The 26,401-nt window shown below is 62.5% G+C and carries 17 protein-coding genes; 12 read left to right on the top strand and 5 right to left on the bottom strand.

Going from position 1 to position 26,401, the window contains the following annotated elements:
* The first annotated feature begins 202 nt into the window (after positions 1 to 202).
* From putP to BLQ55_RS06945, 4 genes are all read left to right on the top strand, one after another.
* Positions 203 to 1,687, top strand: coding sequence for a sodium/proline symporter PutP (putP, locus tag BLQ55_RS06960; RefSeq protein ID WP_092253078.1), 1,485 nt, complete (start codon positions 203 to 205; stop codon positions 1,685 to 1,687).
* A gap of 382 nt (positions 1,688 to 2,069) precedes the next feature.
* Positions 2,070 to 4,127, top strand: coding sequence for a type VI secretion system Vgr family protein (locus BLQ55_RS06955; RefSeq protein ID WP_092253076.1), 2,058 nt, complete (start codon positions 2,070 to 2,072; stop codon positions 4,125 to 4,127).
* On the top strand, positions 4,124 to 4,855 hold the full coding sequence (locus BLQ55_RS06950) for a DUF4123 domain-containing protein (RefSeq protein ID WP_176814191.1): 732 nt from the start codon (positions 4,124 to 4,126) through the stop codon (positions 4,853 to 4,855). The genes BLQ55_RS06955 and BLQ55_RS06950 overlap by 4 nt, the downstream gene beginning before the upstream one ends.
* Positions 4,856 to 4,936: 81 nt before the next feature.
* Entirely contained in the window at positions 4,937 to 5,773 is an 837-nt protein-coding gene (locus tag BLQ55_RS06945) for a 23S rRNA (adenine(2030)-N(6))-methyltransferase RlmJ (protein ID WP_092253074.1), read from the top strand.
* Between the two features lie 157 nt (positions 5,774 to 5,930).
* Here BLQ55_RS06945 and msrA read toward each other — a convergent pair whose 3' ends face one another.
* From msrA to aceE, 5 genes are all read right to left on the bottom strand, one after another.
* Positions 5,931 to 6,578, bottom strand: a complete 648-nt coding sequence (msrA, locus tag BLQ55_RS06940; protein ID WP_092253072.1) for a peptide-methionine (S)-S-oxide reductase MsrA — start codon at positions 6,576 to 6,578, stop codon at positions 5,931 to 5,933.
* 84 nt (positions 6,579 to 6,662) lie between these two features.
* The gene (locus BLQ55_RS06935) at positions 6,663 to 9,356 is read right to left on the bottom strand and encodes a putative bifunctional diguanylate cyclase/phosphodiesterase (RefSeq protein WP_092253070.1); all 2,694 of its coding nucleotides are present in this window, start codon (positions 9,354 to 9,356) and stop codon (positions 6,663 to 6,665) included.
* A gap of 182 nt (positions 9,357 to 9,538) precedes the next feature.
* Positions 9,539 to 10,930 carry an alkaline phosphatase D family protein gene (locus BLQ55_RS06930; protein WP_092253068.1) on the bottom strand — a complete coding sequence of 464 codons (1,392 nt, stop codon included), beginning with the start codon at positions 10,928 to 10,930 and terminating at the stop codon, positions 9,539 to 9,541.
* A gap of 378 nt (positions 10,931 to 11,308) precedes the next feature.
* Complete coding sequence (aceF, locus tag BLQ55_RS06925) at positions 11,309 to 12,949, bottom strand: dihydrolipoyllysine-residue acetyltransferase (RefSeq protein ID WP_060739477.1); 1,641 nt, start codon at positions 12,947 to 12,949, stop codon at positions 11,309 to 11,311.
* 11 nt (positions 12,950 to 12,960) lie between these two features.
* Entirely contained in the window at positions 12,961 to 15,606 is a 2,646-nt protein-coding gene (gene aceE / locus BLQ55_RS06920) for a pyruvate dehydrogenase (acetyl-transferring), homodimeric type (RefSeq protein ID WP_060739476.1), read from the bottom strand.
* Between the two features lie 382 nt (positions 15,607 to 15,988).
* Between aceE and glnE the strand changes: the two genes are divergently transcribed.
* The 8 genes from glnE (at position 15,989) to BLQ55_RS06880 (ending at position 26,371) form a co-directional block, all read left to right on the top strand.
* Positions 15,989 to 18,940: a bifunctional [glutamate--ammonia ligase]-adenylyl-L-tyrosine phosphorylase/[glutamate--ammonia-ligase] adenylyltransferase gene (gene glnE / locus BLQ55_RS06915; protein WP_092253066.1), complete on the top strand. Its 2,952-nt coding sequence runs from the start codon at positions 15,989 to 15,991 to the stop codon at positions 18,938 to 18,940.
* 475 nt (positions 18,941 to 19,415) lie between these two features.
* Positions 19,416 to 20,450 carry a lipopolysaccharide heptosyltransferase II gene (gene waaF / locus BLQ55_RS06910; RefSeq protein ID WP_092253064.1) on the top strand — a complete coding sequence of 345 codons (1,035 nt, stop codon included), beginning with the start codon at positions 19,416 to 19,418 and terminating at the stop codon, positions 20,448 to 20,450.
* Position 20,451: 1 nt separating this feature from the next.
* Entirely contained in the window at positions 20,452 to 21,510 is a 1,059-nt protein-coding gene (gene waaC, locus BLQ55_RS06905) for a lipopolysaccharide heptosyltransferase I (protein WP_092205283.1), read from the top strand.
* On the top strand, positions 21,510 to 22,634 hold the full coding sequence (locus tag BLQ55_RS06900; RefSeq protein WP_092205284.1) for a glycosyltransferase family 4 protein: 1,125 nt from the start codon (positions 21,510 to 21,512) through the stop codon (positions 22,632 to 22,634). Before waaC ends, BLQ55_RS06900 begins: the two co-directional genes overlap by 1 nt.
* Positions 22,631 to 23,437 carry a lipopolysaccharide core heptose(I) kinase RfaP gene (gene rfaP / locus BLQ55_RS06895; RefSeq protein ID WP_092253062.1) on the top strand — a complete coding sequence of 269 codons (807 nt, stop codon included), beginning with the start codon at positions 22,631 to 22,633 and terminating at the stop codon, positions 23,435 to 23,437. The genes BLQ55_RS06900 and rfaP overlap by 4 nt, the downstream gene beginning before the upstream one ends.
* On the top strand, positions 23,437 to 24,171 hold the full coding sequence (locus BLQ55_RS06890; RefSeq protein ID WP_092205286.1) for a lipopolysaccharide kinase InaA family protein: 735 nt from the start codon (positions 23,437 to 23,439) through the stop codon (positions 24,169 to 24,171). The genes rfaP and BLQ55_RS06890 overlap by 1 nt, the downstream gene beginning before the upstream one ends.
* On the top strand, positions 24,168 to 24,920 hold the full coding sequence (locus BLQ55_RS06885; RefSeq protein ID WP_092253060.1) for a lipopolysaccharide kinase InaA family protein: 753 nt from the start codon (positions 24,168 to 24,170) through the stop codon (positions 24,918 to 24,920). Before BLQ55_RS06890 ends, BLQ55_RS06885 begins: the two co-directional genes overlap by 4 nt.
* A complete protein-coding gene (locus BLQ55_RS06880) occupies positions 24,920 to 26,371 on the top strand; it encodes a lipopolysaccharide kinase InaA family protein (protein ID WP_092253058.1) in 1,452 nt (483 codons plus the stop codon). Before BLQ55_RS06885 ends, BLQ55_RS06880 begins: the two co-directional genes overlap by 1 nt.
* Positions 26,372 to 26,401 lie beyond the last annotated feature (30 nt).

The following is a 26,401-nucleotide window of genomic DNA, read 5'->3' as shown; positions in this document are numbered from 1 at the left end:
ACTGGTTGCACCTTATTTGATTTGTTGAATAGCATTCGCGGCCAAGGTGCAACCGGCTCCAAGCCGAGGGGCATCGGCTGATGGCTTTCCTGGGGAAACATCAGTCATAAATTCGCGGGATTGCAAATCGTCGCTACAACGTCTGCGTTGTCGGCGCTGCCAACTGCCACCGCACCATAAAAACAAAGCCAGGGCGTAACTCATGAGTGTTAGTAATCCCACCTTGATCACTTTCGTGATCTACATCGCAGCCATGGTCCTGATCGGCCTGATGGCTTACCGCTCCACCAATAACCTTTCCGATTACATCCTGGGCGGTCGCAGCCTGGGCAGCGTGGTCACGGCATTGTCCGCCGGTGCTTCCGACATGAGCGGCTGGTTGTTGATGGGTTTGCCGGGTGCCATCTATATGTCTGGCCTGTCGGAAAGCTGGATCGCCATCGGCCTGATCGTCGGTGCCTACCTGAACTGGCTGTTCGTGGCCGGTCGCCTGCGGGTACAGACCGAGCACAACGGTGACGCGCTGACGCTGCCGGATTACTTCTCCAGCCGTTTCGAAGACAAGAGCGGTGTGCTGCGGATCATCTCCGCGGTGGTGATCCTGGTGTTCTTCACCATCTACTGCGCTTCCGGCATCGTGGCCGGTGCCCGTCTGTTCGAAAGCACCTTCGGCATGTCCTACGAGACCGCGCTGTGGGCCGGTGCCGCAGCGACCATCGCCTACACCTTCGTTGGCGGTTTCCTGGCCGTGAGCTGGACCGACACCGTACAAGCCACCCTGATGATCTTCGCGCTGATCCTCACGCCGATCATCGTGCTGCTGGCCACTGGCGGCGTGGACACCACCTTCCTGGCCATCGAGGCGAAAGACCCTACTTCGTTCGATATGCTCAAGAACACCACCTTCATCGGTGTCATCTCGCTGATGGGCTGGGGCCTGGGCTACTTCGGCCAGCCGCATATCCTGGCGCGCTTCATGGCGGCTGATTCGGTCAAGTCCATCGCCAATGCACGTCGCATCTCCATGACCTGGATGATCCTGTGCCTGGGCGGTACCGTGGCCGTCGGCTTCTTCGGTATCGCGTACTTCTCGGCACACCCTGACGTGGCCGGTCCTGTGACCGATAACCCTGAGCGCGTGTTCATCGAGCTGGCAAAACTGCTGTTCAACCCATGGGTCGCCGGTGTACTGCTGTCGGCCATCCTGGCGGCGGTGATGAGTACCCTGAGCTGCCAGTTGCTGGTGTGCTCCAGCGCCCTGACCGAAGACTTCTACAAGACCTTCCTGCGCAAGAGCGCTTCCCAGCTGGAACTGGTCTGGGTCGGTCGCGCCATGGTGTTGCTGGTGGCCTTGGTCGCCATTGCCCTGGCCGCTAACCCGGAAAACCGCGTATTGGGTCTGGTGAGCTACGCCTGGGCCGGTTTCGGTGCTGCCTTCGGCCCGGTTGTCCTGATCTCCGTCATCTGGAAGAACATGACCCGCAATGGCGCGCTCGCCGGCATTCTGGTGGGGGCGATCACCGTGATCGTCTGGAAGCATTTCGCGCTGCTGGGCCTGTACGAAATCATCCCGGGCTTCATCTTCGCCAGCCTGGCCATCTACCTCGTCAGCAAGATGGGCTCGCCTACCGCGGGTATGCTGCAGCGCTTCGACGCGGCGGAAAAAGATTTTCGTCTGAACCAGTAAGATCTTCAGTGGGGCTTTGAGCCCGCTGAGTTCTGTAGGAGCTGGCGAAGCCTGCGATCTTTTGATCTTTCACTTGAGGCTCAAGTGTTTGGAGAAAGACCGCAGCCTCGCTCCGCTCGACAGCTCCTACCGCTGGGCTCGCGAGTTATATAGAGCCTGAACACAGCGTCCTGCCGTTCCTGATCTCTGATTGCCGCCCCCGGAACCATCCGCCGCCAGATCGAGTGCGTTGCGATGCTTCGAATGTCTATCGGAAAATGCATCACGCTTTGCAGCTTTTAGCTTCTTGGATGTAGGGCAAATCTGTTTTTCCTGACCTCCCATACACGTTCCCGACTGCTCGTGCAGAATCGCCCGCCTCCATTCAGCAGAGGCACATCGGATGTTCCCGCCTGCCAATCCACCGCGTTTCACGCTGACCCTCGACAGCGGGCCGAATGAACTCAGGGTGCTTGAGTTCAAGGGCACGGAAACCATCAGCCAACCCTACCGCTTTGACGTGGAACTGGTCAGCGAGCGCTGCGACCTGGCACTGGAAGAACTTCTGCATCGCCAGGCATTCCTGCGGTTCGATGGCCGGGGAGGGGGCGTGCATGGTCAAGTCTATAGCGTAGCCCAAGGCGATTCAGGCAGACGCCTGACCCGTTACCAGATCAGCCTGGTGCCGCGCCTGGCCTACTTGCGCCACCGCATCAACCAGCGGATTTTCCAGCATCTGAGCGTGCCCGCTATCGTCGCCCGGGTGTTGAAGGAGCACGGGGTCCTGGAGGGGGGCTTCCAGTTCATTCTCGCAGGGCACTATCCCGAGCGTGAATACTGTGTGCAGTACGCCGAAAGCGACCTGGCGTTCATCGAGCGGATCTGTGCCGAAGTCGGTATCCACTATCACTTTCGGCACCGCCCTGACGGCCATCTGCTGGTGTTCGGCGACGATCAGACCGGCTTCCCCCGCCTGCCCGAATCGACGCTGTACCTGGCGGACAGCGGCATGGCTGCCGACGCACCGGCCATCAAGCGGCTGGCGGTGCGACTCCAGACCCGCGCCACGGCCGTAACGTTGCGCGACTACGACTTCCGCAAGCCCGGCCTGTTGTTGCAAACCCACCTCGACAACCGGCAACTGCCAGCGCTCGAGGACTATCGCTACCCCGGAGGGTTCTGCGACCGGGACGATGGCAAGCGCCTGGCCCGGCGTGCCCTTGAGCGTCACGGCGCCGATCATCGCGTGGCGCAGGGCAGCAGCGATGACAGCGCTTTCGTCAGCGGGCATTTCATGCGCATCGAGGGCCACCCCCGGGAGCAGTGGAACGATCTCTGGCTCCTGACGCATATCGACCATCATGGCCGCCAACCCCAGGTGCTGGAAGAAACAGCCTCCGCCGGCCCGGATGAATTCCAGGGCTACAGAAACACCTTTCTCGCCACGCCGTGGGAGGTGTTTTTTCGGCCGTCCCTGCACCCTGAAAAGCCCCGTGCCAACGGCTATCAGTCAGCGGTGGTGACCGGGCCGGTGGACAGCGAGATCCATTGCGATGAATTCGGGCGGGTCAAGGTGCAACTGGCCTGGGATCGCGACGGCCAGCGCGACGAGCATTCCAGTTGCTGGCTGCGAGTGGCCTCGGGTTGGGCCCATGATCACTATGGTGCAGTGATGATTCCCCGGGTCGGCATGGAAGTTTTGGTGGGGTTCATCAATGGCGACGTGGACAAGCCATTGGTGGTGGGTTGCCTGCCCAACGGCGCCAACCCGGTGCCGCTGGACCTGCCGGCGGACAAGACCCGCAGTATATGGCGCAGCCAGAGCAGTCCCGGTGGGGCAGGCTACAACGAGTTGCGCATCGAGGACCGCAAGGGGGCCGAGGAAATCTACCTGCGGGCCCAGCGCAACTGGACCCAGCACGTGCTGCACGACCAGCGGGTGCAGGTCGATCACGAGCGCAGCATCGTCGTCACCGGTACGGCACGGCACGAGCTCAAGGCCGATGAGCAGCGCGTTACCCATGGCCGGCGCCAGGCTGAAGTCCGCCAGGACGATCATCTGCTGGTGGGCGGCGAGCGGCATGTTCGCGTGACCGGCCAGGTCCTGAACGCCAGCCGGCAGTTTCATGTCAGCGCCGGCCAGCAAGTGGTCCTGGAGGCTGGCGCCAGTGTGACCCTCCAGGCTGGCGGTCATTGGATCAACATTGGTGCCGGCGGGATTTTCAGCAGCGTGCCGATCGAGGTCGGTGGGGCGCCGATGGCGGTCATGGGGGCGGTGGCGGGTTCGCCGGACAGCTCCGGGCAGCAGGTCGCTGCGCCGGCGCCTCGGCTTTCCCTGGCGCAAATCCTCAGCTTCCAAGGCTCGGCGCCGTTCTGCGAGGAGTGCGAGCGGTGCAGAAACGGCGTCTGCGCAGGGCCATCGGTCTTTCACAAAACGGTCGACACACAGGAGCGCCCATGAACAGCGGCCAAACGCCCCGCGCCTGGCTTGAGCACCATCCGTTGCAGGCGTCCGAGCAACTTTTCGCCATTTTCAGCAATGCCAGCAGCGCTGGGGCGTTGGCGGCCTGGCGCCGTTCGATGGCCGCGACACCCACGGCGATCTGGGCCGACACGCCGTACGCCGAGTGGGAAGCGGTGATGCCCTATGCAGGGCTTGTTCGCGCGGACTGTGGGTTTCTTGATTGGATAGCGACCGCCGACTCGCTCGATTGGGGTTGGCTGGCGGTGTCGTGTGCCAGCCAGGAATCCCTTGCCGAGCATTTGCGTGGGGTGACGCAGGTGCTGTTGCCGGGTGGCAAGCCGGTTTTCCTGCGTTTTTGGGATGGGCGCTTCATGGGACCGATCCTGCAATCGACGGCGGTGGATGCCGGGGAACTCCTGCCGGTCATCAATCGTTGCCTGATCAACGGTCAATCCGTTGAGTTAGTCGGAAACGTCCAGCGGCCGGCGCGGATGTTTCCTTGGTGGGAAGTGCCGGTGGCGCTGCTGGACGCCATGACCGAGGCCCCGACGAATTGTCTGGTGGATAACTTGCTCACGTGGCTGGGCCAAGAGCATCCGTCTCTGTGCGAGCGCGTCGACCATCGCATCCTGCGGCGCAAGATTGCTCACTTTCTTGAGCGTTCGAAGCCGGTTGTCGCGCCAAAGGCGCCCTTGCAGGCGTACCTGCTGCGGGAGCTGGGCTGATCGTGGCGTGTCCGCCGGGCTGCCAACCCCTGACGTTCGACGCGCTTCAAGGTAAACTCGTCGCCCTTCGCAGGAGCCGCCATGAATTATCGCCACGCCTTCCACGCCGGCAATCACGCCGACGTGTTCAAACACCTGACCTTGACCCGCCTCATCGCGCTGATGTCGCGCAAGGAACAGCCCTTCGCCTACCTCGACACCCACGCGGGCATCGGGCTGTACGACTTGCAGGGTGACCAGGCCAACCGTACCGGTGAGTACCTGGAAGGCATTGCGCGGTTGTGGGGCGAGGGCGACCTGCCGCCATTGACTGCCGATTACATGAAGGTGCTGCACGAGATGAACCCGGACGGGCAACTGCGCTACTACCCGGGTTCGCCGGAACTGGCGCGGCGCCTGACTCGGCCCCAGGACCGTGTGCTGCTCAACGAAAAGCACCCTGAAGACGGCGTGTTGCTCAAGGACAACATGAAAGGCGACCGTCGCGTGGCGGTGCACCTGGGTGAAGGCTGGCATGTGCCGCGGGCGTTGCTGCCGGTGACCGAAAAGCGTGCCTTGATGCTGATCGATCCGCCCTTCGAGCAGCTTGACGAGATGCAGCGCTGCGCCGCCTCGCTCAAGGAGGCAGTTGGCCGGATGCGCCAGACGGTGGCGGCCATCTGGTACCCGGTGAAGGATCAGCGGATGTTGCGCCGCTTCTACCAGGACCTGGCCGGCACGGGAGCGCCGAAGCTGTTGCGCGTGGAGCTGCTGGTGCACCCACTGGCGACGCCCAACAGCCTGAATGGCTCCGGCCTGGCGATAGCCAATCCGCCGTGGGGGCTGGAAGAAGAGTTGCGTGAGCTGCTGCCGTGGCTGTCGAAAAAGCTGGGGCAGACCCAGGGCGGGTGGCAGATGGATTGGTTGATCGCTGAGTGATGTCTTGCTGGCGTCTGGAAGGGCGCTATCGCGAGCAAGCTCGCTCCCACATGGGTTCTAGGGTGTACGCACCTGTGGGAGCGAGCTTGCTCGCGATGACGGCGACACATTCAACATCATCGCCCCAGGCCCACCGTCATCGCGAGCAAGTTTTTAGTCAGATCGGGCAGGTCACGCCGGTCCCGCCAATCCCGCAATAGCCTTCCGGGTTCTTCGCCAGGTACTGCTGGTGATAGGTCTCGGCGAAGTAGAACGTCGGTGCTTCTTCGATTTCGGTGGTGATGGTGCCTTTGCCGGCCTTGGTCAACTCGGCCTGGAAGACTTGCTTGCTGTGTTCGGCCGCCGCCAGTTGGGCCGGGTTGGTGGTATAGATCACCGAACGGTACTGGGTGCCGATGTCGTTCCCCTGGCGCATGCCCTGGGTCGGGTTGTGCAGTTCCCAGAACATCTTCAGAAGCTGTTCGTAGCTGACTTTCGCGGGTTCGTAGACCACCAGCACCACTTCGCTGTGGCCGGTAAGGCCCGAGCAGACTTCTTCGTACGTCGGGTTCGGTGTGAAACCACCGGCGTAACCCACCGCGGTACTGACCACGCCTTCGCGCTGCCAGAACTTGCGTTCCGCGCCCCAGAAGCAGCCGAGGCCGAAGATCGCGAAATCCACGTCCATGGCGAACGGGCCCAGCAGGGGCGCGTCGAGGACGAAGTGTTTGTCCGGCACGGTCATCGGGGTTTCACGGCCAGGCAGGGCTTGTTCTTGAGTAGGAAGCACGTTTTTATTCACCAGGATTTCCGAGCGCAAGACCATTATCAGTCCTCTCAGTCAGATTGAATTGAGCGAAATAGACCGTCAGTGTGCCTCAGAAAAGCCGCCGCAAGCTATACGCAGCTGTCAGACCAGAGGCCCGCGCGGGTAGCGCCTGAGCTTTTCGACCAGCTCCGCGCCGGGGATTGGCCGGTCGAACAGGTAGCCCTGGCCGACGTCGCAGCGGTGACGCCGCAGGAACGCCAATTGCTGGGCGGTTTCGATGCCTTCGGCCACGACCTTGAGTTTCAGGTTGTGAGCCATGGCGATCACCGCCGAGGTGATTTCCATGTCGTCCTGGTTGTCCGGGATCTCATGGATGAAGCTGCGATCGATCTTGATGATGTCGATCGGGAATTTTTTCAGGTAGCTCAGGGACGAATACCCGGTGCCAAAGTCGTCCATGGCCAGGGTCAGCCCCAGGCGCTTGAGCTGGTCGAGCTGCAAGTGGGTATCTTCGGTGGCCTCCAGCAGCAGGCCTTCGGTCAACTCCAGTTCCAGCAGGCGGGCCGGCAGTTGTTCTTCCTTGAGGATGCTGGCGATGGAGGCGACCAGGTCCGGGTCGGAGAACTGCTTGGGCGACAGGTTGATCGCCACTTGCAGGTTGCCCAGGCCGGCCGCGGTCAGCTGTTTGCTCATCCGGCAGGCCTGGCGGGCGATCCATTTGCCGATGGGGATGATCAGGCCGGTTTCTTCGGCCACGCTGATGAACTGGTCCGGGCGGATCATGCCCTTTTCCGGATGGTTCCAGCGCAGCAGCGCCTCCATGCCCAGCAGCCGGCCGCTGCGCAGGCACAACTTGGGTTGGTAGAACACGTCCAGTTCGTTCTGGGTCAAGGCGCGACGCAGGTTGTTCTCGACGAACAGCTTGTAGCTGGCCTCGGCATTCAGCGCCTCGGTGAACACCTGGACCTGATGCTTGCCGTTGGCCTTGGCCTTGTGCAGGGCAAGACCTGCGTTGCGCATCAGGGTCTGCGGATCACGGCCGTGCAGCGGCGCGCAGGCCAGGCCTACGGAGCCGGTCACGCTGATCAACTGGTTATCGACGAACATCGGTTTGTCGAGGGTCATCAGCAATTGGCTGGCGATCTGCTGCCCGGCTTCCAGGCTCGTGTCGTCCAGCAGCACGGCGAACTCGTTGCTGGCGAAGCGCGCCAGGCTGCCGCTGGGGCTCAGGCTGTTGCGCAGGCGCCGGGCCAGGCTGATCAGCAGCTTGTCACCGGTCTGGTGACCGAGGCTGTCGTTGATGCGCTTGAAGTTGTCGATGTCCACCAGCAGCAGGCTGATGGGCGAGTCGCTGTCTCGGGCGAAGCGCTCATCGAGGTTGCGAATGAACGCCGGGCGGTTGCCCAGGTTGGTCAGGTTGTCGGTGTAGGCCAGGCGCTCGATGCGCTGCTGGGCCAGTTTGGTCTGGGTGATGTCTTCGTAGATGCCGATATAGTGGGTCAGCTCGCGGTTGTCGCCGTAGACCTTGGAAATCGACAGCTGGCCCCAGTAGGGTTCCAGGTTCTTGCGCCGGCTCTTGAACTCGCCCTGCCAACTGTTGCTTTGGGCCAGCGCCGAGGGCGCGTCGAACAGCAACTCGCTGAGGTTCTCCAGGGCCGGCAGTTCCGAGAGGCGTTGGCCGTGGACTTCCTCGGTGGTGTACTGGGTGATGGCGGTGAAGCTTGGGTTGACGTACTCCACCACACCGTCGCAATTGACCAGCAGGAACGCGTTGGCGCTTTGCTCCACGGCGCGCTGGAACAGGTGCAGGGCGCTGGTGGCGGTGCGGCGGTTGTGGTTGTTGATGACCTGGGCGAACTGGTCCGCCAGTTCCCCGGCGAAGGCGATCTCATCCGACTGCCAGGCGCGGGTGGCCCCCACTTGTTCCAGGCACAGCACGCCCACCACTTGGCCGTCGATGCGCACGCTGGCGTCGAGGATGGCGTTGACGTCACGGGCACGCAGGTTCTCGGCCATTTCCCGGGTGCGCGGGTCGCGCATCGCATTGTGGGCGTCGATGGCGCGACAGGTCTGCAGCGCTTCCATGTAGTCGGGAAACTCGTTGACGTCGATGACCGCCGGCAGGAAGTATTCCTGGGAAGCGCGGTTGTAGGCGGAAATCGGCACCAGTTTGCCGTCGTCCAGGTTCCAGATACTGGCGCAGTCGATCTGGTAGATGTCGCAGGCGCTGCGGGTGATGAGTTCGGCCGCTTCGAGCAGGGAGTTGTTGGCGCTGTAGCGTTGGCGGGTCAATAGCAGGATGAGGTCTTGTTGGGCGCGTACCCGGTCCAGGTGCTGGAGCTGCTCTTGCTGGGCGCGCTGGTTCAGTTCCAGGGCGATCTGCAGGCGCGAGTTCTGGGTTTCCAGGTCCAGGGCCGGCAGGGAGGGTTCGCTTTGCAGCAAATTGTCCACCACCAGCAGGTAACCGCGCAGCAGATGACGATTGTGCTGTCTGTAGGCTTCGCCCGTCTCCAGCACATTCATCGGGCCCTTGGCGGTGTGGAGCGTGTAGCGAATCTGGTAATGCGCGGCCTGGGCCAGTTGCTGCTGGATGGCGTCGTGCAATTGATAGCGCGCTTCGGGTTCCATCAGGCTGGCGTAGGGCGAGCTGACCAGCGAGCACAGTTCTACCGCCGGCAGGCCGAAGTGTCGCTCGCAATTGGGATCGAGAAACAACAGCGCCCAGCTAGCTTCATTCAGCCGTTCGAAACGCAGCATGCCGAGCCGCGCGGGCACCGGTAACTGCGTCACTACCTCGGCCGCCATACGGCTGGCGGCATCGGGTTGGCTTTTCATGGGGAAACTCGCTTCGAAAATGCTGATCGCGCCGGGCTGACGCCCTCGTTATTACGGATTGGCGCAAGGTTGCATCATTGCGGCACTGGCTGACAAGAGAGATGAAGGCCAAGTGCTATAAACCTTTTATCGGCCGACAAAGGGATTTCTCCAGTCGCCAGCCGATCAGAGGGCATGGAAGTTCATCGCAGCGCGATATCGAGTGTCTGCAAGGGCTCGCCGTTACGGTCGTGGAATGTAACGTGAAGGCTCTGTGCCGTGACCTGCAGGCGGGCGAAGTTGTCCTGGCTCACCACTTCGCTGGTCAGTTCATAGCGGTACTCACCGCCGTCCGTGCGGGCCATGGGCCTGTGGAAAATAAAATCCGCGGCTTTTGCAAAAGGCAGCAATTTGCTGTTGTAGAACGGCGAGGAAACGACGGTGTTGACCTCGAAATCAGGATCCTGAGTGTGACGCAGGCGGCTGGTCATGGAGCCGTGGACGTCACCCGAGATGAATACCACGTTTTTGATCCGATGGCGGCGGATGGTTTCCAGCAGGCGCAGGCGTTGTTCCGGGAAGGCCTGCCAGGCATCGCCGTCATTGCGCTGGCGGTCAGGGAAAAACATCACGCTGGTGACGACGAGCTTGACCCGGGCGGGGCTGCTGACGAGCCATTCGAGCAGGGCTTGTTCCTGGTCCGCGTCGAGGATGCGCCGATCGTCCGCCGACAGATTGCGTTGCGTCCGGCTGTCGGTGACGAACCAGTGGATATCGCCATGGGCAAAGGTGTACCAGTAGCGGGTCAGCGACTTGTTCAATGTTCCGTCGCTCGACAGTTCATGGGCGGGCCCATGGCTGGCCTGGTAAAGCCCGTAGGCGCTCATCGCATTGGCATACAGGACGTCGTCGTGGCCGGTTTTCCTGGCGGGCCAGTTGTCTTCGATTTCGTGGTCGTCGAGGATCATGTAGGTCGGCGTGCCAGACATCAGCTTGCTGATGTGCGGCTGGGTAAATACCGTTCGGTATCTGAGGAGGATGCGCTTATAGGTCCGGTCCGGGCCGATGATATTCAAGTCATCGAGATAAACTTGGTCTCCGGTCATCAACACCGCGCTGATCGGCGGGTCGGCCTGTTCGACGATGCGATTGATGCCGGCAAAGGTGCGATCCCCAAGGCTGGGGAACAGCGGGGTACCGGCGGTGATTCGCAAGTAGCGACACGAGCCCACGATATAAGCCCGTGGCGCATCGGGTTTGTCGGCCGGCGTGTGCAAGCAATAGGTGTGCCGAGGCCATTGCAGTGGCAGTTCCTGGATGGTTTCCACGGTATGGGTCGGGCTCAAGGGGCTGAGCCAGCCGGCCTGGTATTCGTAGGCGGTGTCGGGTTCAAGGTCTTTCAACACGATCACGTCGGACATGTCGCGGTAGGCCTTCAATTGGACAAAGTGCCCTTTTGACCAGCGTGTGTCTCCTCGGCGCCGGTGTCGGATACCGGCGAATACCCGGTTGTTGCCGTGATCGCCCCGCAGGAATATCCGGGCGTGGTCAGTGGTCGTGTGCCCGACAATGGGGCCGACGGTAGGTTTGAACATATTCGAATCCATTCGAAGTTTTAGTCGGTGGGTGCAAGCATCAAGTGGCCCTGGTGTTGATGCTAAAGCCCGGCGCGCCATAAATATCGACGGGGAAGGGGGCGCAAGTCGTGGGCAATGACTAACAGGGGGTGTAGTCATTTAAAACTTGCGGAGTAGGAAATACCGCTATCGCGAGCAAGCTCGCTCCCACAGGAGCACCGCAAATCCACTGTGCGAGCGAGCTTGCTCGCGATGAGGCCGCCACATCCCATATCCATGCACATGGCTGAATTCCAGGCAAAAAAAGCCCCGCCAAACGGACGGGGTTGAGGTACGAGCGTGGCGCTCGGAAAACGGTGCTCCGAATGGCCCTCCCCAAGGGAGGGCCGCCCGGCGTTACAGCAGGATGGTGCGGATGTCGCCCAGCAAGTCGCTCAAGCGCTTGGTGAAGCGTGCAGCGGCGGCGCCGTTGATCACACGGTGATCGTAGGACAGCGACAGTGGCAGCATCAGCTTCGGCTGGAAGGCCTTGCCGTCCCAGACCGGCTGGATGGTGGCCTTGGAAACACCCAGGATCGCCACTTCCGGCGCGTTGACGATCGGCGTGAAGCCGGTGCCGCCAATGTGGCCGAGGCTGGAGATGGTGAAGCAGGCGCCCTGCATGTCGTCGGCGGTGAGCTTCTTGTTCCGGGCTTTTTCGGCCAAGGCAGCGGCTTCGCCAGCCAGTTGCAGCAAGCTCTTCTGGTCGACGTTGCGGATGACCGGTACCAGCAGGCCTTCCGGGGTGTCGACGGCAAAGCCGATGTGCACGTATTTCTTGCGGATCACAGCCTTGCCGCTTGGGGCCAGGGAGCTGTTGAAGTCCGGCAGTTCCTTGAGCAGGTGCGCACAGGCCTTGAGCAACAGTGGCAGCACGGTCAGCTTCACGCCGGCCTTTTCCGCCACGGCTTTCTGCGCGACGCGGAAAGCTTCCAGCTCGGTGATGTCGGCCTGATCGAACTGAGTCACGTGGGGAATGTTCAGCCAGCTGCGGTGCAGGCTCGACGCGCCGATCTGCATCAGGCGAGTCATGGCCACTTCTTCGGTTTCACCGAAGCGGCTGAAGTCCACCGCCGGGATCGGCGGGATGCCCGCGCCGCCGGTGGCGCCTTCGGCCGGTGCGTTCTTGGCCTTCTGCATCATGGCCTTGACGTAGGCTTGCACGTCTTCCTTGAGCACACGACCGTGCGGGCCGCTTGGGCCAACGGCCGACAGCTCGACACCGAATTCACGGGCCAGCTGACGCACCGCCGGGCCGGCGTGCACCTTGGCACCGCTTGGCGCAGGCGCGGCGGCGACAGGGGCAGGCGCTGCTTCGGCCTTGGCGGCAGGCGCGGCGGCAGGCGCTGGAGCTGCTTCAGCCTTGGCGGCAGGTGCAGCGGCCGGGGCTGGCGCGGCTGGTGCCGAGGCACCCGCCACTTTCAGTTTCAGGATCAGGTCGCCGGTGCCGACTTCGTCTTCCAGCTTGATCTCGACGCTTTCCACCACACCGGCGGCCGGCGACGGGATTTCCATGCTCGCCTTGTCGGATTCCAGGGTGATCAGCGACTGGTCGGCTTCGACGGTGTCGCCGACCTTGACCAGTACTTCGATGATCTTGGCCTTGCCCGACGAACCAATGTCCGGGACATGAATGTCCTGGACCGTGGCCGCGGCAGGGGCGGCTGCCGGAGCGGGAGCCGCTTCGGCAGCTGGTGCGGCGGCAGGCTTTTCAGCCGCGGCCGGGGCCGCAGCGGGAGCGGCCGCTTCAGGCGCCGCAGCGGCGCCCTCGACTTCCAGCTCCAGCAGTTCGTCGCCTTCTTTCAGGCGGTCGCCCAGCTTCACTTTCAAGCTCTTGATGACACCGGCCTTCGGCGCAGGCACTTCCATGCTCGCCTTGTCCGATTCAAGCGTCAGGATGCTCTGGTCGGCTTCGATACGGTCGCCGACCTTCACAAACAGTTCAATTACTTCACCTTCACCGCTGCCGATGTCAGGTACGCGAATGAGTTCGCTCACGAAAATTCTCCTCAGCAGTCCAGTGGGTTGCGTTTTTCCGGATCGATGCCGAACTTGGCGATGGCTTCGGCCACCACTTTAGGTTCGATATCGCCACGGTCAGCCAGGGCTTCCAGGGCTGCCAACACAACGAACTTACGGTCGACTTCGAAGAAGTGACGCAGCTTCTTGCGGCTGTCGCTACGGCCGAAACCGTCGGTGCCCAGCACTTTGAATTCCTTGGAAGGAACCCACTGGCGGATCTGCTCGGCGAACAGCTTCATGTAGTCGGTAGAGGCGATGACCGGACCTTTGCGGCCGTTCAGGCACTCTTCGACGTAGCTCAGCTTTGGCTTCTGGCCAGGGTGCAGGCGGTTGCTGCGCTCTACGGCCAGGCCGTCGCGACGCAGTTCGTTGAAACTGGTGACGCTCCAGACGTCGGCGCCGACGTTGAACTCTTCGCGCAGGATCTTCGCGGCCTCGCGCACTTCGCGCAGGATGGTGCCCGAGCCCATCAACTGGACGTGGTGCGCCGCTTCGCGGGTGTCTTCCTCGAGCAGGTACATGCCCTTGACGATGCCTGCCTCGACACCGGCCGGCATGGCTGGCTGCTGATAGGACTCGTTCATCACGGTGATGTAGTAGAAGACGTCCTGTTGCTCTTCGGTCATCTTCTTCATGCCGTCCTGGATGATCACCGCCAGCTCGTAGCCGTAGGTCGGATCATAGGTGCGGCAGTTCGGGATGGTCCCGGCCAGCATGTGGCTGTGGCCGTCTTCGTGCTGCAGGCCTTCACCGTTCAGCGTGGTGCGGCCGGCGGTGCCGCCGATCAGGAAGCCACGGGTACGGCTGTCGCCAGCGGCCCAGGCCAGGTCGCCGATGCGCTGGAAGCCGAACATCGAGTAGAAGATGTAGAACGGCAGCATCGGCTGGTTGTGGCTGGAGTACGAAGTACCGGCGGCAATGAAGGAGCTCATGGCGCCCGCTTCGTTGATGCCTTCTTCGAGGATCTGGCCCTTCTTGTCTTCGCGGTAGAACATCACCTGGTCTTTATCGACTGGCTCGTAGAGCTGGCCGACGGACGAGTAGATGCCCAACTGACGGAACATGCCTTCCATACCGAAGGTACGGGCTTCGTCCGGGATGATCGGGACGATGCGCTGGCCGATTTCCTTGTCCTTGACCAGTTGCGCGAGGATTCGCACGAAGGCCATGGTGGTGGAGATTTCACGGTCGCCCGAGCCGTCCAGGATCGCCTTGAGGGTCTCCAGTGGCGGGGTCGGGACGCTGAAGCTCTTGGCGCGACGCTGGGGCACGAAACCGCCCAGTGCGGCACGGCGCTCGGCCAGGTAACGGGCTTCGGCGCTGCCTTCTTCGGGCTTGAAGAACGGCAGGTTTTCCAGCTCGCTGTCCTTGACCGGAATGTCGAAGCGGTCGCGGAACAGCTTCAGGCTGTCGACATCGACTTTCTTGGTGTTGTGCGCAGTGTTCTTCGCTTCGCCGGCACCGGTGCCATAACCCTTGATGGTCTTGGCCAGGATGACAGTCGGCTGTTCTTTGTGATTGACCGCCTGGTGGTACGCCGCGTAGACCTTGTACGGGTCGTGGCCGCCGCGGTTGAGCTTCCAGATCTCGTCGTCGGACAAGTCGGCAACCATGGCCTTGAGTTCAGGCGAGTTGAAGAAGTGCTCGCGGACGAACGCGCCGTCCTTGGCCTTGTAGTTCTGGTACTCGCCGTCAATGACTTCGTCCATGCGGCGTTGCAGGATGCCGTCGACGTCCTTGGCCAGCAGTGGGTCCCAGAAGCGGCCCCAGATGACTTTGTTAACGTTCCACTGGGCACCACGGAACACGCCTTCGAGTTCCTGGATGATCTTGGCGTTGCCGCGAACCGGGCCGTCGAGGCGCTGCAGGTTGCAGTTGATGACGAAGATCAGGTTGTCCAGCTTCTCGCGGCCGGCCAGGGAGATCGCGCCCAGGGATTCCGGCTCGTCGCACTCGCCGTCGCCCATGAAGCACCAGACTTTCTGCTTGCCTGGCTGGATGAAACCGCGGGCTTCCAGGTACTTCATGAAGCGCGCCTGGTAGATCGCCTGGATCGGGCCCAGACCCATGGACACGGTCGGGAACTGCCAGAAGTCCGGCATCAGCCAAGGGTGCGGGTACGAGGACAGGCCGTTGCCGTCCACTTCCTGGCGGAAGTTGTTCATCTGGTCTTCGGTGATGCGGCCTTCCATGAACGCACGGGCGTAGACGCCTGGCGATGCGTGACCCTGGAAGTAGATCAGGTCGCCACCGTGTTCGTCGGTCGGGGCCTGGAAGAAGTAGTTGAAGCCGATGTCATACAGCGTCGCGCTGGAGGCGAAGCTGGAGATGTGACCGCCCAGGTCAGAATCTTTCAGGTTGGTACGCATGACCATGGCCAACGCGTTCCAGCGTACCAGCGAGCGAATGCGGCGTTCCATGAACAGGTCGCCAGGCATGCGTGCTTCGTGGGTAACGGGGATCGTGTTGCGGTACGGCGTGGTGATGGCGTAGGGCAGTTGCGAGCCGCTGCGGGTCGCGAGTTCGCCCATACGGGTCATCAGATAATGAGCACGGTCTTCGCCTTCTTTGTCGAGAACCGATTCCAGGGCGTCCAGCCATTCCTGGGTTTCGACGGGATCGAGGTCTTGCATGGCTTGCTCCAGGGCGGAAAGGCTACCAGAATCGGTTGCCTGAGTTTGCGACTGGCCTTGTGGGCAGACGGTATAAATTCTTGGATTGCCGAAGGTTGTTTCGGCGGCGTGTAGTTTTACTACAAATCGTCGGCCGTTTCAGCCTTTCGAATGTATAGACGAGTAGTGAAACTACACATGAGCGGCGTATGGCCCCTCATTTCGTTGTGAGAATAATCGTTACTGTTGGTCTTTAGCCAACTCGAACAGGTAAAAACTTGATGCCGGCTGCCAATAAAATCAGATTTTCAGCTATTTATCATCTTTGTTCGACAGTCGATCAGGTAGTGTCTTCTGGAAAAACACTACATCCAGCTTCTCCCGCGCCGATCAAGGATAGACCATGAGCCTGCCCTCGCTTGCCCCGATACCGGAAATGGTACCGGCCATTCTCCAGTCATTGGTCAGTCGTGCCGAGCAGTCGTTCCGTGCGGCGGTCGCCTCCCTCGACGACGATCGGGGGCTGTCGGCCTGGACCCCGCAACGCTGGGAAGCGTTCAACCGTATTGCCGCCGCCAGCGACTTTGTCATCGAGCAGAGTGTCCGTGACCCGGCGATGCTGCTGGAGCTGGTACGCAGCGGCGAGCTGGACCGCAGCCTGGCGCCCGGTGAAATGCGCGCGCAGATCGCCGCCGCCGTGCAGGCCGCCGAAACCGAAGACGAACTGGGCCGCGTCCTGCGCCGCCAGCGTACCCGCCAACAGGTACGGATCATCTGGCGCGACCTGAACCGTCAGGCCGATCTGGTCCAGACCTGTCGCGATCTTTCGGACATGGCCGACACCTGCATCGACCAGGCTTACCACTGGTTGTACCAACGCCTCAGCCAGCAATTCGGTACGCCCACCGGACGGCGCAGCGGCGAGCCGCAGCAGATGGTCATCCTGGGCATGGGCAAGCTGGGTGCCGTGGAACTGAACCTGTCGTCGGACATCGACCTGATCTTCGCCTACCCCGAGGGCGGCGAAACCGTGGGCGTCAAGCGGCCGCTGGATAACCAGGAGTTCTTCATCCGTGTTGGCCAGCGCCTGATCAAGGCCCTGGACCCGATGACCGTCGACGGCTTCGTGTTCCGCGTCGACATGCGCCTGCGCCCCTACGGCTCGGCCGGGGCGCTGGTGCTGAGCTTCAATGCCTTGGAGCAGTATTACCAGGATCAGGGGCGCGACTGGGAGCGCTACGCCATGATCAAGGCGCGGGTGGTGGCGGGCGACCAGGTGGCCGGTGCCCAGTTACTCGACATGCTGCGCCCGTTCGTCTATCGCCGTTACCTGGATTTTTCCGCCATCGAAGCGCTGCGCACCATGAAGCAACTGATCCAGCAGGAGGTGCGGCGCAAGGGCATGGCCGACAACATCAAGCTGGGCTCAGGCGGCATTCGCGAGGTGGAGTTCATTGCCCAGGCGTTCCAACTGATCCATGGCGGTCGGGACTTGAGTTTGCAGCAGCGTCCGTTGCTCAAAGTGTTGAGCACCCTGGAGGGCCAGGGCTACCTGCCGGCCAAGGTGATCGACGAGCTGCGCGAGGGCTATGAGTTCCTGCGTTACACCGAACATGCGATCCAGGCCATCGCCGACCGCCAGACCCAGATGCTCCCGGACAGCCCACAGGATCAGGCACGCATTGCATTCATGCTGGGGTTCGCCGACTGGTCGGCCTTTCATGAGCAGTTGATGTATTGGCGCGGACGCGTGGCCTGGCATTTCGGCCAGGTCATCGCCGACCCGGATGAAGACGAGGGCGGCGAAAGCGAAGTGGTGGTGGGCGGCGAATGGTTGCCGTTGTGGGAAGACAGCCAGGATGAAGGGGCGGCGTGCCGTCAGTTGGAGGAGGGCGGCTTCGCCGATGCGCCCAAAGCCCTCAAGGCCCTGGCCGCCCTGCGCGGCAGCCCGCAATTGCGCGCCATGCAGCGCTTGGGGCGCGAGCGCCTGGATGCGTTCATTCCACGCTTGCTGGCCCAGGCCGTGGAGCATGCCGATCCGGACCTGGTGCTGGAGCGAGTGCTGCCCTTGGTGGAAGCCGTGGCCCGTCGTTCGGCCTACCTGGTGTTGTTGACGGAAAACCCCGGCGCCCTGCGGCGCTTGCTGACGCTGTGCGCGGCGAGCCCGTGGATTGCTGAGCAAATCACCCGTTTCCCGTTGCTGCTCGATGAGTTGCTCAACGAGGGTCGGCTGTTCAAGCCACCCCTGGCGCCGGAGTTGGCCGCGGAGTTGCGTGAGCGCCTGACACGCATTCCCGAGGATGACCTGGAGCAGCAAATGGAGGCGTTGCGACATTTCAAGCTGGCGCACCGCCTGCGGGTGGCGGCTTCGGAAATCGCCGGCAGCCTGCCGCTGATGAAGGTCAGCGACTATCTGACCTGGCTGGCCGAGGCGATTCTCGAGCAAGTGCTGGCCCTGGCCTGGCGCCAGACGGCCGCCAAGCACGGCGTGCCATTGCGCACCGACGGCAGCCTGTGCGATCCGGGCTTCATTATTGTCGGTTATGGGAAAGTCGGCGGCCTGGAATTGGGGCATGGTTCTGACCTGGACCTGGTGTTCATCCACGATGGCGACCCGCAGGCGGAAACCGACGGTCCGAAACCCATCGACGGCGCGCAGTTCTTTACCCGGCTCGGTCAGCGGATCATTCACCTGCTGACGGCCCAGACCAACTCCGGGCAGTTGTATGAAGTGGACATGCGCCTGCGGCCTTCCGGGGCGTCGGGGCTGCTGGTCAGCTCCCTCGGGGCGTTTGCCCGTTACCAGGAGAACGAAGCCTGGACCTGGGAGCATCAGGCGCTGGTGCGAGCCCGTGTGCTGGTGGGCAGCCAAGATGTGGGCCAAGCGTTCGAGAAGGTCCGCGTCCAGGTACTGGGACGCAAGCGTGACTTGCCGACGCTGCGCCAGGAAGTCAGCGAGATGCGTGCCAAGATGCGCGACAACCTTGGCAGCAAGGCCACCGCCGCCGGGACCGCGACGAATGCCTTCGAGGCCACGGCGCCCTTCGACCTCAAGCAGGATGCCGGAGGTATCGTCGATATTGAATTTATGGTGCAATACGCGGCCCTGGCGTGGTCCCAAGAGCATCCATCGCTGGTGCGCTATACCGATAACATCCGCATCCTGGACGGGTTGCAAGAGCTCGGGTTGATGCCGGCCGAAGATGCCACGCTGTTGCGCGAAGCCTACAAGGCCTACCGCTCCGCCGCCCACCGCCAGGCCTTGCAGAAAGATGCCGGGGTGATCGCAGGCGACCAGTTCGTGGATGAACGTCGGCAGGTATTGCGGATCTGGCGGGAGCTGGGGCTGAGCTGAAGCTTTAAATAATGTGGGAGCGAGCTTGCTCGCGATAGCGGAATGTCAGGCGACATGATGTTGAATGGACTGGCCTCATCGCGAGCGAGCTCGCTCCCACAGTGGATTTGTGGTGCTGCACGGTATTTAACCTATGCAGGACCCTTGTGGGAGCGAGCTTGCTCGCGATAGCGGAATGTCAGGCGACATTGATGTTGAATGGGCTGGCCTCATCGCGAGCTCGCTCCCACAGTGGATTTGTGGTGCTGCACGGTATTTGAAACCTATGCAGGACCCTTGTGGGAGCGAGCCTGCTCGCGATAGCGGAATGTCAGGCGACATTGATGTTGGATAGGCTGGCCTCATCGCGAGCGAGCTCGCTCCCACAGTAGATTGGCGGTGTGTTGTAGATTGAAGGCAACAGGCAACGACCTAAGCCACAGTGATTCTCGAGGCGGGGAGGCGTAGGCCTCCCCGCATCGTTTTTGGAAAGCACATGAATATTCTGATCGTTGGGCCCAGTTGGGTCGGTGACATGGTAATGGCGCAGACACTGTTCCAGTGTCTGAAGCAGCGTCATCCGCAGTGCGAAATCGATGTCCTGGCCCCCGAGTGGAGCCGGCCGATCCTGGAACGCATGCCCGAAGTGCGCAAGGCCTTGAGCTTCCCGCTCGGCCACGGCGTGCTGGAGCTGGCGACCCGTCGACGCATCGGCAAATCCCTGGCCGGTCAGTACGACCAGGCGATCCTGTTGCCCAATTCATTGAAATCGGCGCTGGTGCCGTTCTTCGCCGGTATTGCCAAGCGCACCGGTTGGCGTGGCGAGTTTCGCTACGGCCTGCTCAACGACGTGCGCGCCTTGGATAAAGACCGTTACCCGCTGATGATCGAACGTTTCATGGCCCTGGCCTATGCGCCGGGGGCCGAGTTGCCCAAGCCATATCCGCGGCCGAGCCTGCGGATCGACCCGGTGACCCGCGATGCGGCGCTGGCCAAGTTCGGCCTGAGCCTGGACCGTCCGGTGCTGGCCCTGTGTCCAGGGGCCGAGTTCGGCGAATCCAAACGCTGGCCGGCGGAACATTACGCCCAGGTGGCCGAGGCGAAGATTCGCGAAGGCTGGCAAGTCTGGCTTTTCGGCTCGAAAAAAGATCACCCGGTGGGCGAGGACATCCGCTCGCGGTTGATCCCGGGCCTTCGGGAAGAGTCGGTGAACCTCAGTGGCGACACGTCCCTGGCCGAGGCCATCGACCTGCTGTCCTGCGCCGATTCGGTGGTGTCCAACGATTCGGGCCTGATGCACGTGGCCGCAGCCCTTAACCGTCCCTTGGTGGCGGTCTACGGTTCCACCTCGCCAGGCTTCACGCCGCCGCTGGCCGACCAGGTCGAAGTCGTGCGCCTGGGCATCGAATGCAGCCCGTGCTTCGACCGCACCTGCCGTTTCGGCCATTACAATTGCCTGCGCCAGCTCATGCCGCCGTCGGTGAACGAGGCCCTGGGGCGTTTGCAGGGCACACCCGTGGAGGTTCGGTAACTTGCGGGTATTGCTGATCAAGACCTCTTCGCTGGGGGATGTGGTCCACACCCTGCCGGCGCTGACCGATGCGGCTCGGGCGATTCCGGGCATCAAGTTCGATTGGGTGGTGGAAGAAGGCTTCGCCGAAATCCCCACCTGGCACCCGGCCGTGGGCAAGGTCATCCCGGTGGCGATCCGGCGCTGGCGCAAGAACCTCTGGCAAACCATCAAGAGCGGCGAATGGCGACGTTTCAAGCAGAGCGTGCGCGCCGAAAAATATGACTTGGTGATCGACGCCCAGGGCCTGTTGAAAAGCGCCTGGCTGACCCGTTACGTCAAGGCACCAGTGGCCGGTCTGGATAAGCATTCGGCGCGTGAACCCCTGGCGGCGCGCTTTTATTCCCGGCGCCTGGCGGTTGCCCGTGGTCAGCATGCGGTCGAGCGCGTGCGCCAGCTGTTCGCCGTGGCGCTGGGGTATGACTTGCCGCAGACGCTGGGTAACTACGGCCTCGATGTCGACCGGCTGGTGGAGTTGCCACGTCCCTATCCCTACGTGGTGTTCCTGCACGGCACCACCTGGGAGTCCAAGCATTGGCCCGAACTTTACTGGCGCCAGCTCACTGAGCGCATGGGGCAGTTCGGCGTGGTCGTCAAGCTGCCGTGGGGCAACCCAGCCGAAAAGGCCCGGGCCGAGCGCATCGCCAGCGGGCTGCGCAACGCCTTGGTCCTGCCGAAGTTGAACCTCGGCGGCATGGGCAAGGTACTTGCCGGCGCCCAGGCCTGCGTGGCCGTGGACACCGGCCTCGGGCACCTGGCCGCGGCCCTGGACGTGCCGACCATTTCGCTGCTCGGCCCGACCAATCCGGTGCTGACCGGTGCCTATGGCAAGGGCCAGATTCACCTCGCCAGTGATTTCCCTTGCGCGCCGTGCATGCAGAAACACTGCACTTACCCGCCGACCGCCGAAGATGCCCGGCGGTTTGACCTGAAACGCGAGCAGCCCCTGTGCTTCACGCGTCTGAACCCCGAGCGTGTTGCCAGCCACCTGAGCACGTTATTGGCTGAGGAGCCGCGCTGATGCAATTGGCTTTTGTCCTTTACAAGTACTTCCCCTTCGGTGGCCTGCAGCGTGACTTCATGCGCATCGCCCTGGAATGCCAGCGACGCGGTCACCAGATCCGTGTCTACACGCTGATTTGGGAAGGTGACGTGCCGCCCGGCTTCGAGGTGCTGGTGGCGCCGGTCAAGGCGCTGTTCAATCATCGCCGCAACGAGAAACTCAGTGCGTGGATGGAGGCCGACCTGGCCAGGCGCCCGGTGGACCGTCTGATCGGCTTCAACAAAATGCCCGGCCTGGATGTGTACTACGCCGCCGACGGCTGCTTCGAAGACAAGGCGCAGAACCTGCGCAACTCGCTGTACCGGCGCTGGGGACGCTACCGGCATTTCGCCGAGTACGAGCGGGCCGTGTTCGCCAAGGATGCAAAAACCGACGTACTGATGATTTCCGAGGTCCAGCAGCCGCTGTTCATCAAGCACTACGGCACACCGCTGGAACGCTTTCACCTGCTGCCACCGGGCATCGCCCAGGATCGGCGGCGGCCCGCCGATGCCGATGAGATCCGTGCCGCGTTCCGGGCCGAATTCGAGCTGGCCGATGACGACCTGCTGCTGGTGCAGATTGGCTCCGGGTTCAAGACCAAGGGCGTGGATCGCAGCCTCAAGGCCCTGGCCGCGTTGCCAGCCGAGCTGCGAAAACGCACCCGGCTATTTGTAATTGGCCAGGACGACCCCAAGGTATTCCAACTGCAGAGCGCCGCGCTGGGGCTGGGCGACAACGTGCGGTTCCTCAAGGGCCGCAGCGACATCCCGCGTTTCCTGCTGGGCGCCGATCTGTTGATCCATCCGGCGTACAACGAGAACACCGGCACCGTACTGCTCGAAGCACTGGTGGCCGGGTTGCCGGTACTGGTCAGCGCGGTGTGTGGGTACGCCCATTACATCGCCGAGGCCGACAGTGGCCTGGTGCTGGATGAGCCGTTCGAACAAGCCCAGCTCAACGAATACCTGGGCCGCATGTTGAACGATGCCGAAGCCCGGGCGGCCTGGAGCCGCAACGGTCTGGCCTTCGCCGAGACGGCCGACCTCTACAGCATGCCGCAGCACGCGGCCGATGTGATATTGGCGGAGCACGCACAATGAAGTTGATGCTGGCCGAACCGTTCAAGAGCCTTTGGGCCGGGCGCGATGCGTTCACCGAAGTCGAAGCGCTCAAGGGCGAGGTCTATCGTGAACTGGAAGCCCGGCGCACCTTGCGTACGGAGGTGGACGGTCGCGGCTTTTTCGTGAAGATCCACCGTGGCATCGGTTGGGGCGAGATCTTCAAGAACCTGTTCACCGCCAAGCTGCCGGTACTCGGGGCAGGGCAGGAATGGAAGGCTATCCAGCGTTTGCAGGAAGCCGGCGTGCCGACCATGACCGCTGTCGCCTACGGCGAGAAGGGCAGCAACCCGGCGGACCAGCACTCGTTCATCATCACCGAAGAGCTGGCGCCGACCGTCAGCCTCGAAGATTTCAGCATCGACTGGGTCAAGCGGCCGCCGCAACCGGCGCTCAAGCGTGCGCTGATCGCCGAAGTGGCGCGCATGACCGGCATGATGCACCGCGCCGGCGTCAACCATCGTGACTGCTACATCTGCCATTTTCTGCTGCACACCGACAAGCCGGTGACCCCTGGGGATTTCAAACTCTCGGTGATCGACCTGCACCGCGCCCAGACCCGTCCCGCCATCACCACTCGCTGGCGCAACAAGGACCTGGCGGCGCTGTATTTCTCGGCGCTGGACATCGGCCTGACCCGCCGCGACAAGCTGCGTTTTCTCAAGGGCTATTTCCAGCAGCCGCTGCGGCAGATCCTCGCCGAAGAGGCGTCGTTGCTGGCCTGGCTCGAAGGCAAGGCCAACAAGCTGTATGCCCGCAAGCAGCGGTACGGGGACGCGCTCTGATGTCGGGTTGGAATCTGGAACCGGAATACGTCGAGCTGGCGAAGGATTTTGGCAGCCTTGAAGCGGTGTTCGCGTTGCAAGGGGAGCGTTTGACCCGAGACCCGTTGTCGGAGGTGATCCGGGTGCAGCGCAACGGCGTGAACTATTACGTCAAGCGCTACGTCGGTGCCGGCAAAGGTTTGCGACGCTATCTGGGCAAGCCACGGGTCAAGTCCGAATGGCAGAACCTCAAGCGCTTCGCCAAATGGGGTATTCCCACCGCCGAAGTCGTGGGCTGGGGCTTGGAGCGAAACGGTGCGACCTATGCCCGTGGCGCGCTGATCACCCGTGAACTGCCCCGCACCGAAGACCTCTCGGCGCTCGCCGAGCGTCACGATTCGCGGCTGGCGGACCGTGCCTGGGTCGATCATGTCAGTCGGCAACTGGCTGGCTATACGCGGACCATGCACGACCACCGCTTCACCCATAACGATCTGAAGTGGCGCAACCTGCTGATCGATGATCACTCGCGGCTGTTCCTGATCGACTGCCCGAACGGGGATTTCTGGCGTGGTTTCTGGCTCAAGTACCGCATCACCAAGGATTTGGCATGCCTGGATAAAGTGGCCAAATACCATTTGTCGGCCACGCAGCGCCTGCGTTTTTACCTGCAATACCGCCAGCGCGACCGGCTCGATGCGTGCGACAAGAAACGCATCCGTCACGTGGTGAGATTTTTCGAGGGGCGTGAATGACTGACTTTCTGGCCGCTGAAGACCGAGCGTTGCTGCAACGCCATGGCCTGGACAGCTTCGAGGCCTTGTGGGCGCGGCAACTGGATGCGGTGGACGAACCCAACACCTCGGGCGACGGCTGGAGCAGCGTGTTCCGGCTGGAGCTGGACGGGCAGGGTTATTACCTCAAGCGCCAAAGCAATTACCTGACCCGGACCTGGTCCCACCCTTTTGGCGAGCCGAGTTTTTCCCGGGAATTTCGCAACATCAGCCGTTATCGGCAGCTGGGGATTCCGGCCCTGCAAGCGGTGTTCTATGGCCAGCGCAAGGTGGAGGGCGAGGTGCGGGCGATCCTGCTGACCCGAGCCCTGGATGGCTGGGACGACCTGGACTCGCTGTTGCAACGCTGGCCGAGCCTGACGGCGACGCAGCGCACCACCGTCCTCGACGCCTGCGGGCAGTTGGCGCGGCGCCTGCATGGCATGCATCAGGTGCACGGTTGCTTCTACCCCAAGCACATCTTCCTGCAAGCCACCGACGACGGTTATCAAGCGCAATTGATCGACCTGGAAAAGACTCGACCGCTGCTGTTTGGTCAGCGCGATCGGGTCAAGGACCTGGAGCCGTTGTTGCGGCGCGCGTCCATCTGGAGTGAGGCCGATGTACGCCAGCTGTTGTCTGCCTACTTGGCTCAACCGCTCGACGCCGGGCTGGTCGACAGCTGGATGGAGCGCCTGAACGCCCGGCGCAGCCACAAGGGAGCCCGTTGATGCATTTGTCCGAATTGAAGACTGCCGGCCGCAGCCCCAGCCTGCCATTGAGCCTGGAGCTGGCCGACGCCGCCGGCCCGGCGCAATTGCAGCTGCTTTCGCTGTTGCGGGTGTTGCCCGGGCAGCGCTATGTCGGGGCGGGCATTTGGCGCGGTCGGCCGGTGCTGGCCAAATTGTTGGTGGGCAACAAAGCCGCCCGGCACTTCCAGCGGGAACTGCAAGGCGTGCGCTTGCTGGCGGAACAGGGGCTGACGACGCCGCTGTTGCTCGCCGATGGCTTGAACGAGGCTGAAGGCGGCTGGTTGTTGTTCGAGTTGCTCGAAGGCGCCGAAAGCTTGGGGGATGCCTGGCAACGGGTCGAACACCTGCCCTTGCTGGCCGACGAACAGACGGCGGTGCTGGCCGAAGCCCTGGGTGCCATTGCGCAACTGCACGGCAAAGGCCTGTGGCAGGAAGACCTGCACCTGGACAATCTGCTGCGCCACGACGGCAAGCTCTACTTGATCGACGGTGCCGGCATCCACGCCGAAACCCCGGGGCAACCGTTGTCGCGGCAGAAAGTCCTGGAAAACCTGGGGGTGTTTTTCGCCCAGCTTCCCAAGGCCCTCCAGCCGTTCAATGAAGAGCTGTTGGTGTATTACCTGTTGGGCAACGCCGAACACGCGCTGCCCATGGAAGCGCTGCAAAAACAGATCGACAAGGTGCAGGCCTGGCGCCTGAAGGATTTTCTCGAAAAAGTCGGGCGCGAGTGCAGCCTGTTCAGCGTACAGCGCGGGGCGTTCGGCTTGCGGGCGATCCGGCGCGATGAAGAAGCGGCCATGACGCCGGTGCTGGAGCAGGCCGATGCACTGCTCGACCAGGGCCATCTGTACAAGACCGGCGGCGCGGCCAGCGTCGGTAAAGTCGAGGCGAACGGTCGCACCTTGGTGATCAAGCGCTACAACATCAAGAACTTCGCCCACTGGCTCAAGCGCTTCTGGCGCCCGAGCCGGGCCTGGCATTCGTGGCGCGAAGGCCATCGCCTGGCCTTCCTCGGCATTGCCACGCCCAAGCCATTGGCCTTGCTGGAAAAGCGTTTCCTGTGGCTGCGCCGTGGCGCCTACCTGGTCACCGAGCACCTGTCGGGGCCGGACATCATCGAGCGCTTCGGCCCTTACGTGCAGAGCGGTGAAGCCCCCGAAGCCGAGTTGCTGGCGCTGGATCGCTTGTTCGCCGACCTGATCCGCGAGCGCATCAGCCATGGCGACTTCAAGGGCCACAACCTGTTCTGGCAGCATGACCGCTGGGCGCTGATCGACCTCGACTCGATGTGCCAGCACCGCACCCAGGCCAGCTTCGCCACGGCCTACGCCCGGGATCGCGCGCGGTTCATGCGTAATTGGCCTGAGGACAGTGCGCTGTATCGGGTGATTGACCAGCGGTTGCCCAAAACAGTCGATAGCGCCTCGTAGAGTCCTGTGGCGAGGGAGCAAGCTCCCTCG

The organism is Pseudomonas sp. NFACC13-1, from assembly GCF_900104425.1.
GTDB classification, from domain to species: domain Bacteria; phylum Pseudomonadota; class Gammaproteobacteria; order Pseudomonadales; family Pseudomonadaceae; genus Aquipseudomonas; species Aquipseudomonas fluorescens_AA.
This window is presented reverse-complemented; position numbering and strand designations above follow the sequence as displayed.

What these genes read in the sequence shown, in the direction of transcription:
- putP (WP_092253078.1), top strand. Translation starts at nt 203, where the DNA reads ATGAGTGTTAGTAATCCCACCTTGATCACTTTCGTGATCTACATCGCA.
- BLQ55_RS06955 (WP_092253076.1), top strand. Translation starts at nt 2,070, where the DNA reads ATGTTCCCGCCTGCCAATCCACCGCGTTTCACGCTGACCCTCGACAGC.
- BLQ55_RS06950 (WP_176814191.1), top strand. Translation starts at nt 4,124, where the DNA reads ATGAACAGCGGCCAAACGCCCCGCGCCTGGCTTGAGCACCATCCGTTG.
- BLQ55_RS06945 (WP_092253074.1), top strand. Translation starts at nt 4,937, where the DNA reads ATGAATTATCGCCACGCCTTCCACGCCGGCAATCACGCCGACGTGTTC.
- msrA (WP_092253072.1), bottom strand. Translation starts at nt 6,578, where the DNA reads ATGGTCTTGCGCTCGGAAATCCTGGTGAATAAAAACGTGCTTCCTACT.
- BLQ55_RS06935 (WP_092253070.1), bottom strand. Translation starts at nt 9,356, where the DNA reads ATGAAAAGCCAACCCGATGCCGCCAGCCGTATGGCGGCCGAGGTAGTG.
- BLQ55_RS06930 (WP_092253068.1), bottom strand. Translation starts at nt 10,930, where the DNA reads ATGTTCAAACCTACCGTCGGCCCCATTGTCGGGCACACGACCACTGAC.
- aceE (WP_060739476.1), bottom strand. Translation starts at nt 15,606, where the DNA reads ATGCAAGACCTCGATCCCGTCGAAACCCAGGAATGGCTGGACGCCCTG.
- glnE (WP_092253066.1), top strand. Translation starts at nt 15,989, where the DNA reads ATGAGCCTGCCCTCGCTTGCCCCGATACCGGAAATGGTACCGGCCATT.
- waaF (WP_092253064.1), top strand. Translation starts at nt 19,416, where the DNA reads ATGAATATTCTGATCGTTGGGCCCAGTTGGGTCGGTGACATGGTAATG.
- BLQ55_RS06900 (WP_092205284.1), top strand. Translation starts at nt 21,510, where the DNA reads ATGCAATTGGCTTTTGTCCTTTACAAGTACTTCCCCTTCGGTGGCCTG.
- rfaP (WP_092253062.1), top strand. Translation starts at nt 22,631, where the DNA reads ATGAAGTTGATGCTGGCCGAACCGTTCAAGAGCCTTTGGGCCGGGCGC.
- BLQ55_RS06890 (WP_092205286.1), top strand. Translation starts at nt 23,437, where the DNA reads ATGTCGGGTTGGAATCTGGAACCGGAATACGTCGAGCTGGCGAAGGAT.
- BLQ55_RS06885 (WP_092253060.1), top strand. Translation starts at nt 24,168, where the DNA reads ATGACTGACTTTCTGGCCGCTGAAGACCGAGCGTTGCTGCAACGCCAT.
- BLQ55_RS06880 (WP_092253058.1), top strand. Translation starts at nt 24,920, where the DNA reads ATGCATTTGTCCGAATTGAAGACTGCCGGCCGCAGCCCCAGCCTGCCA.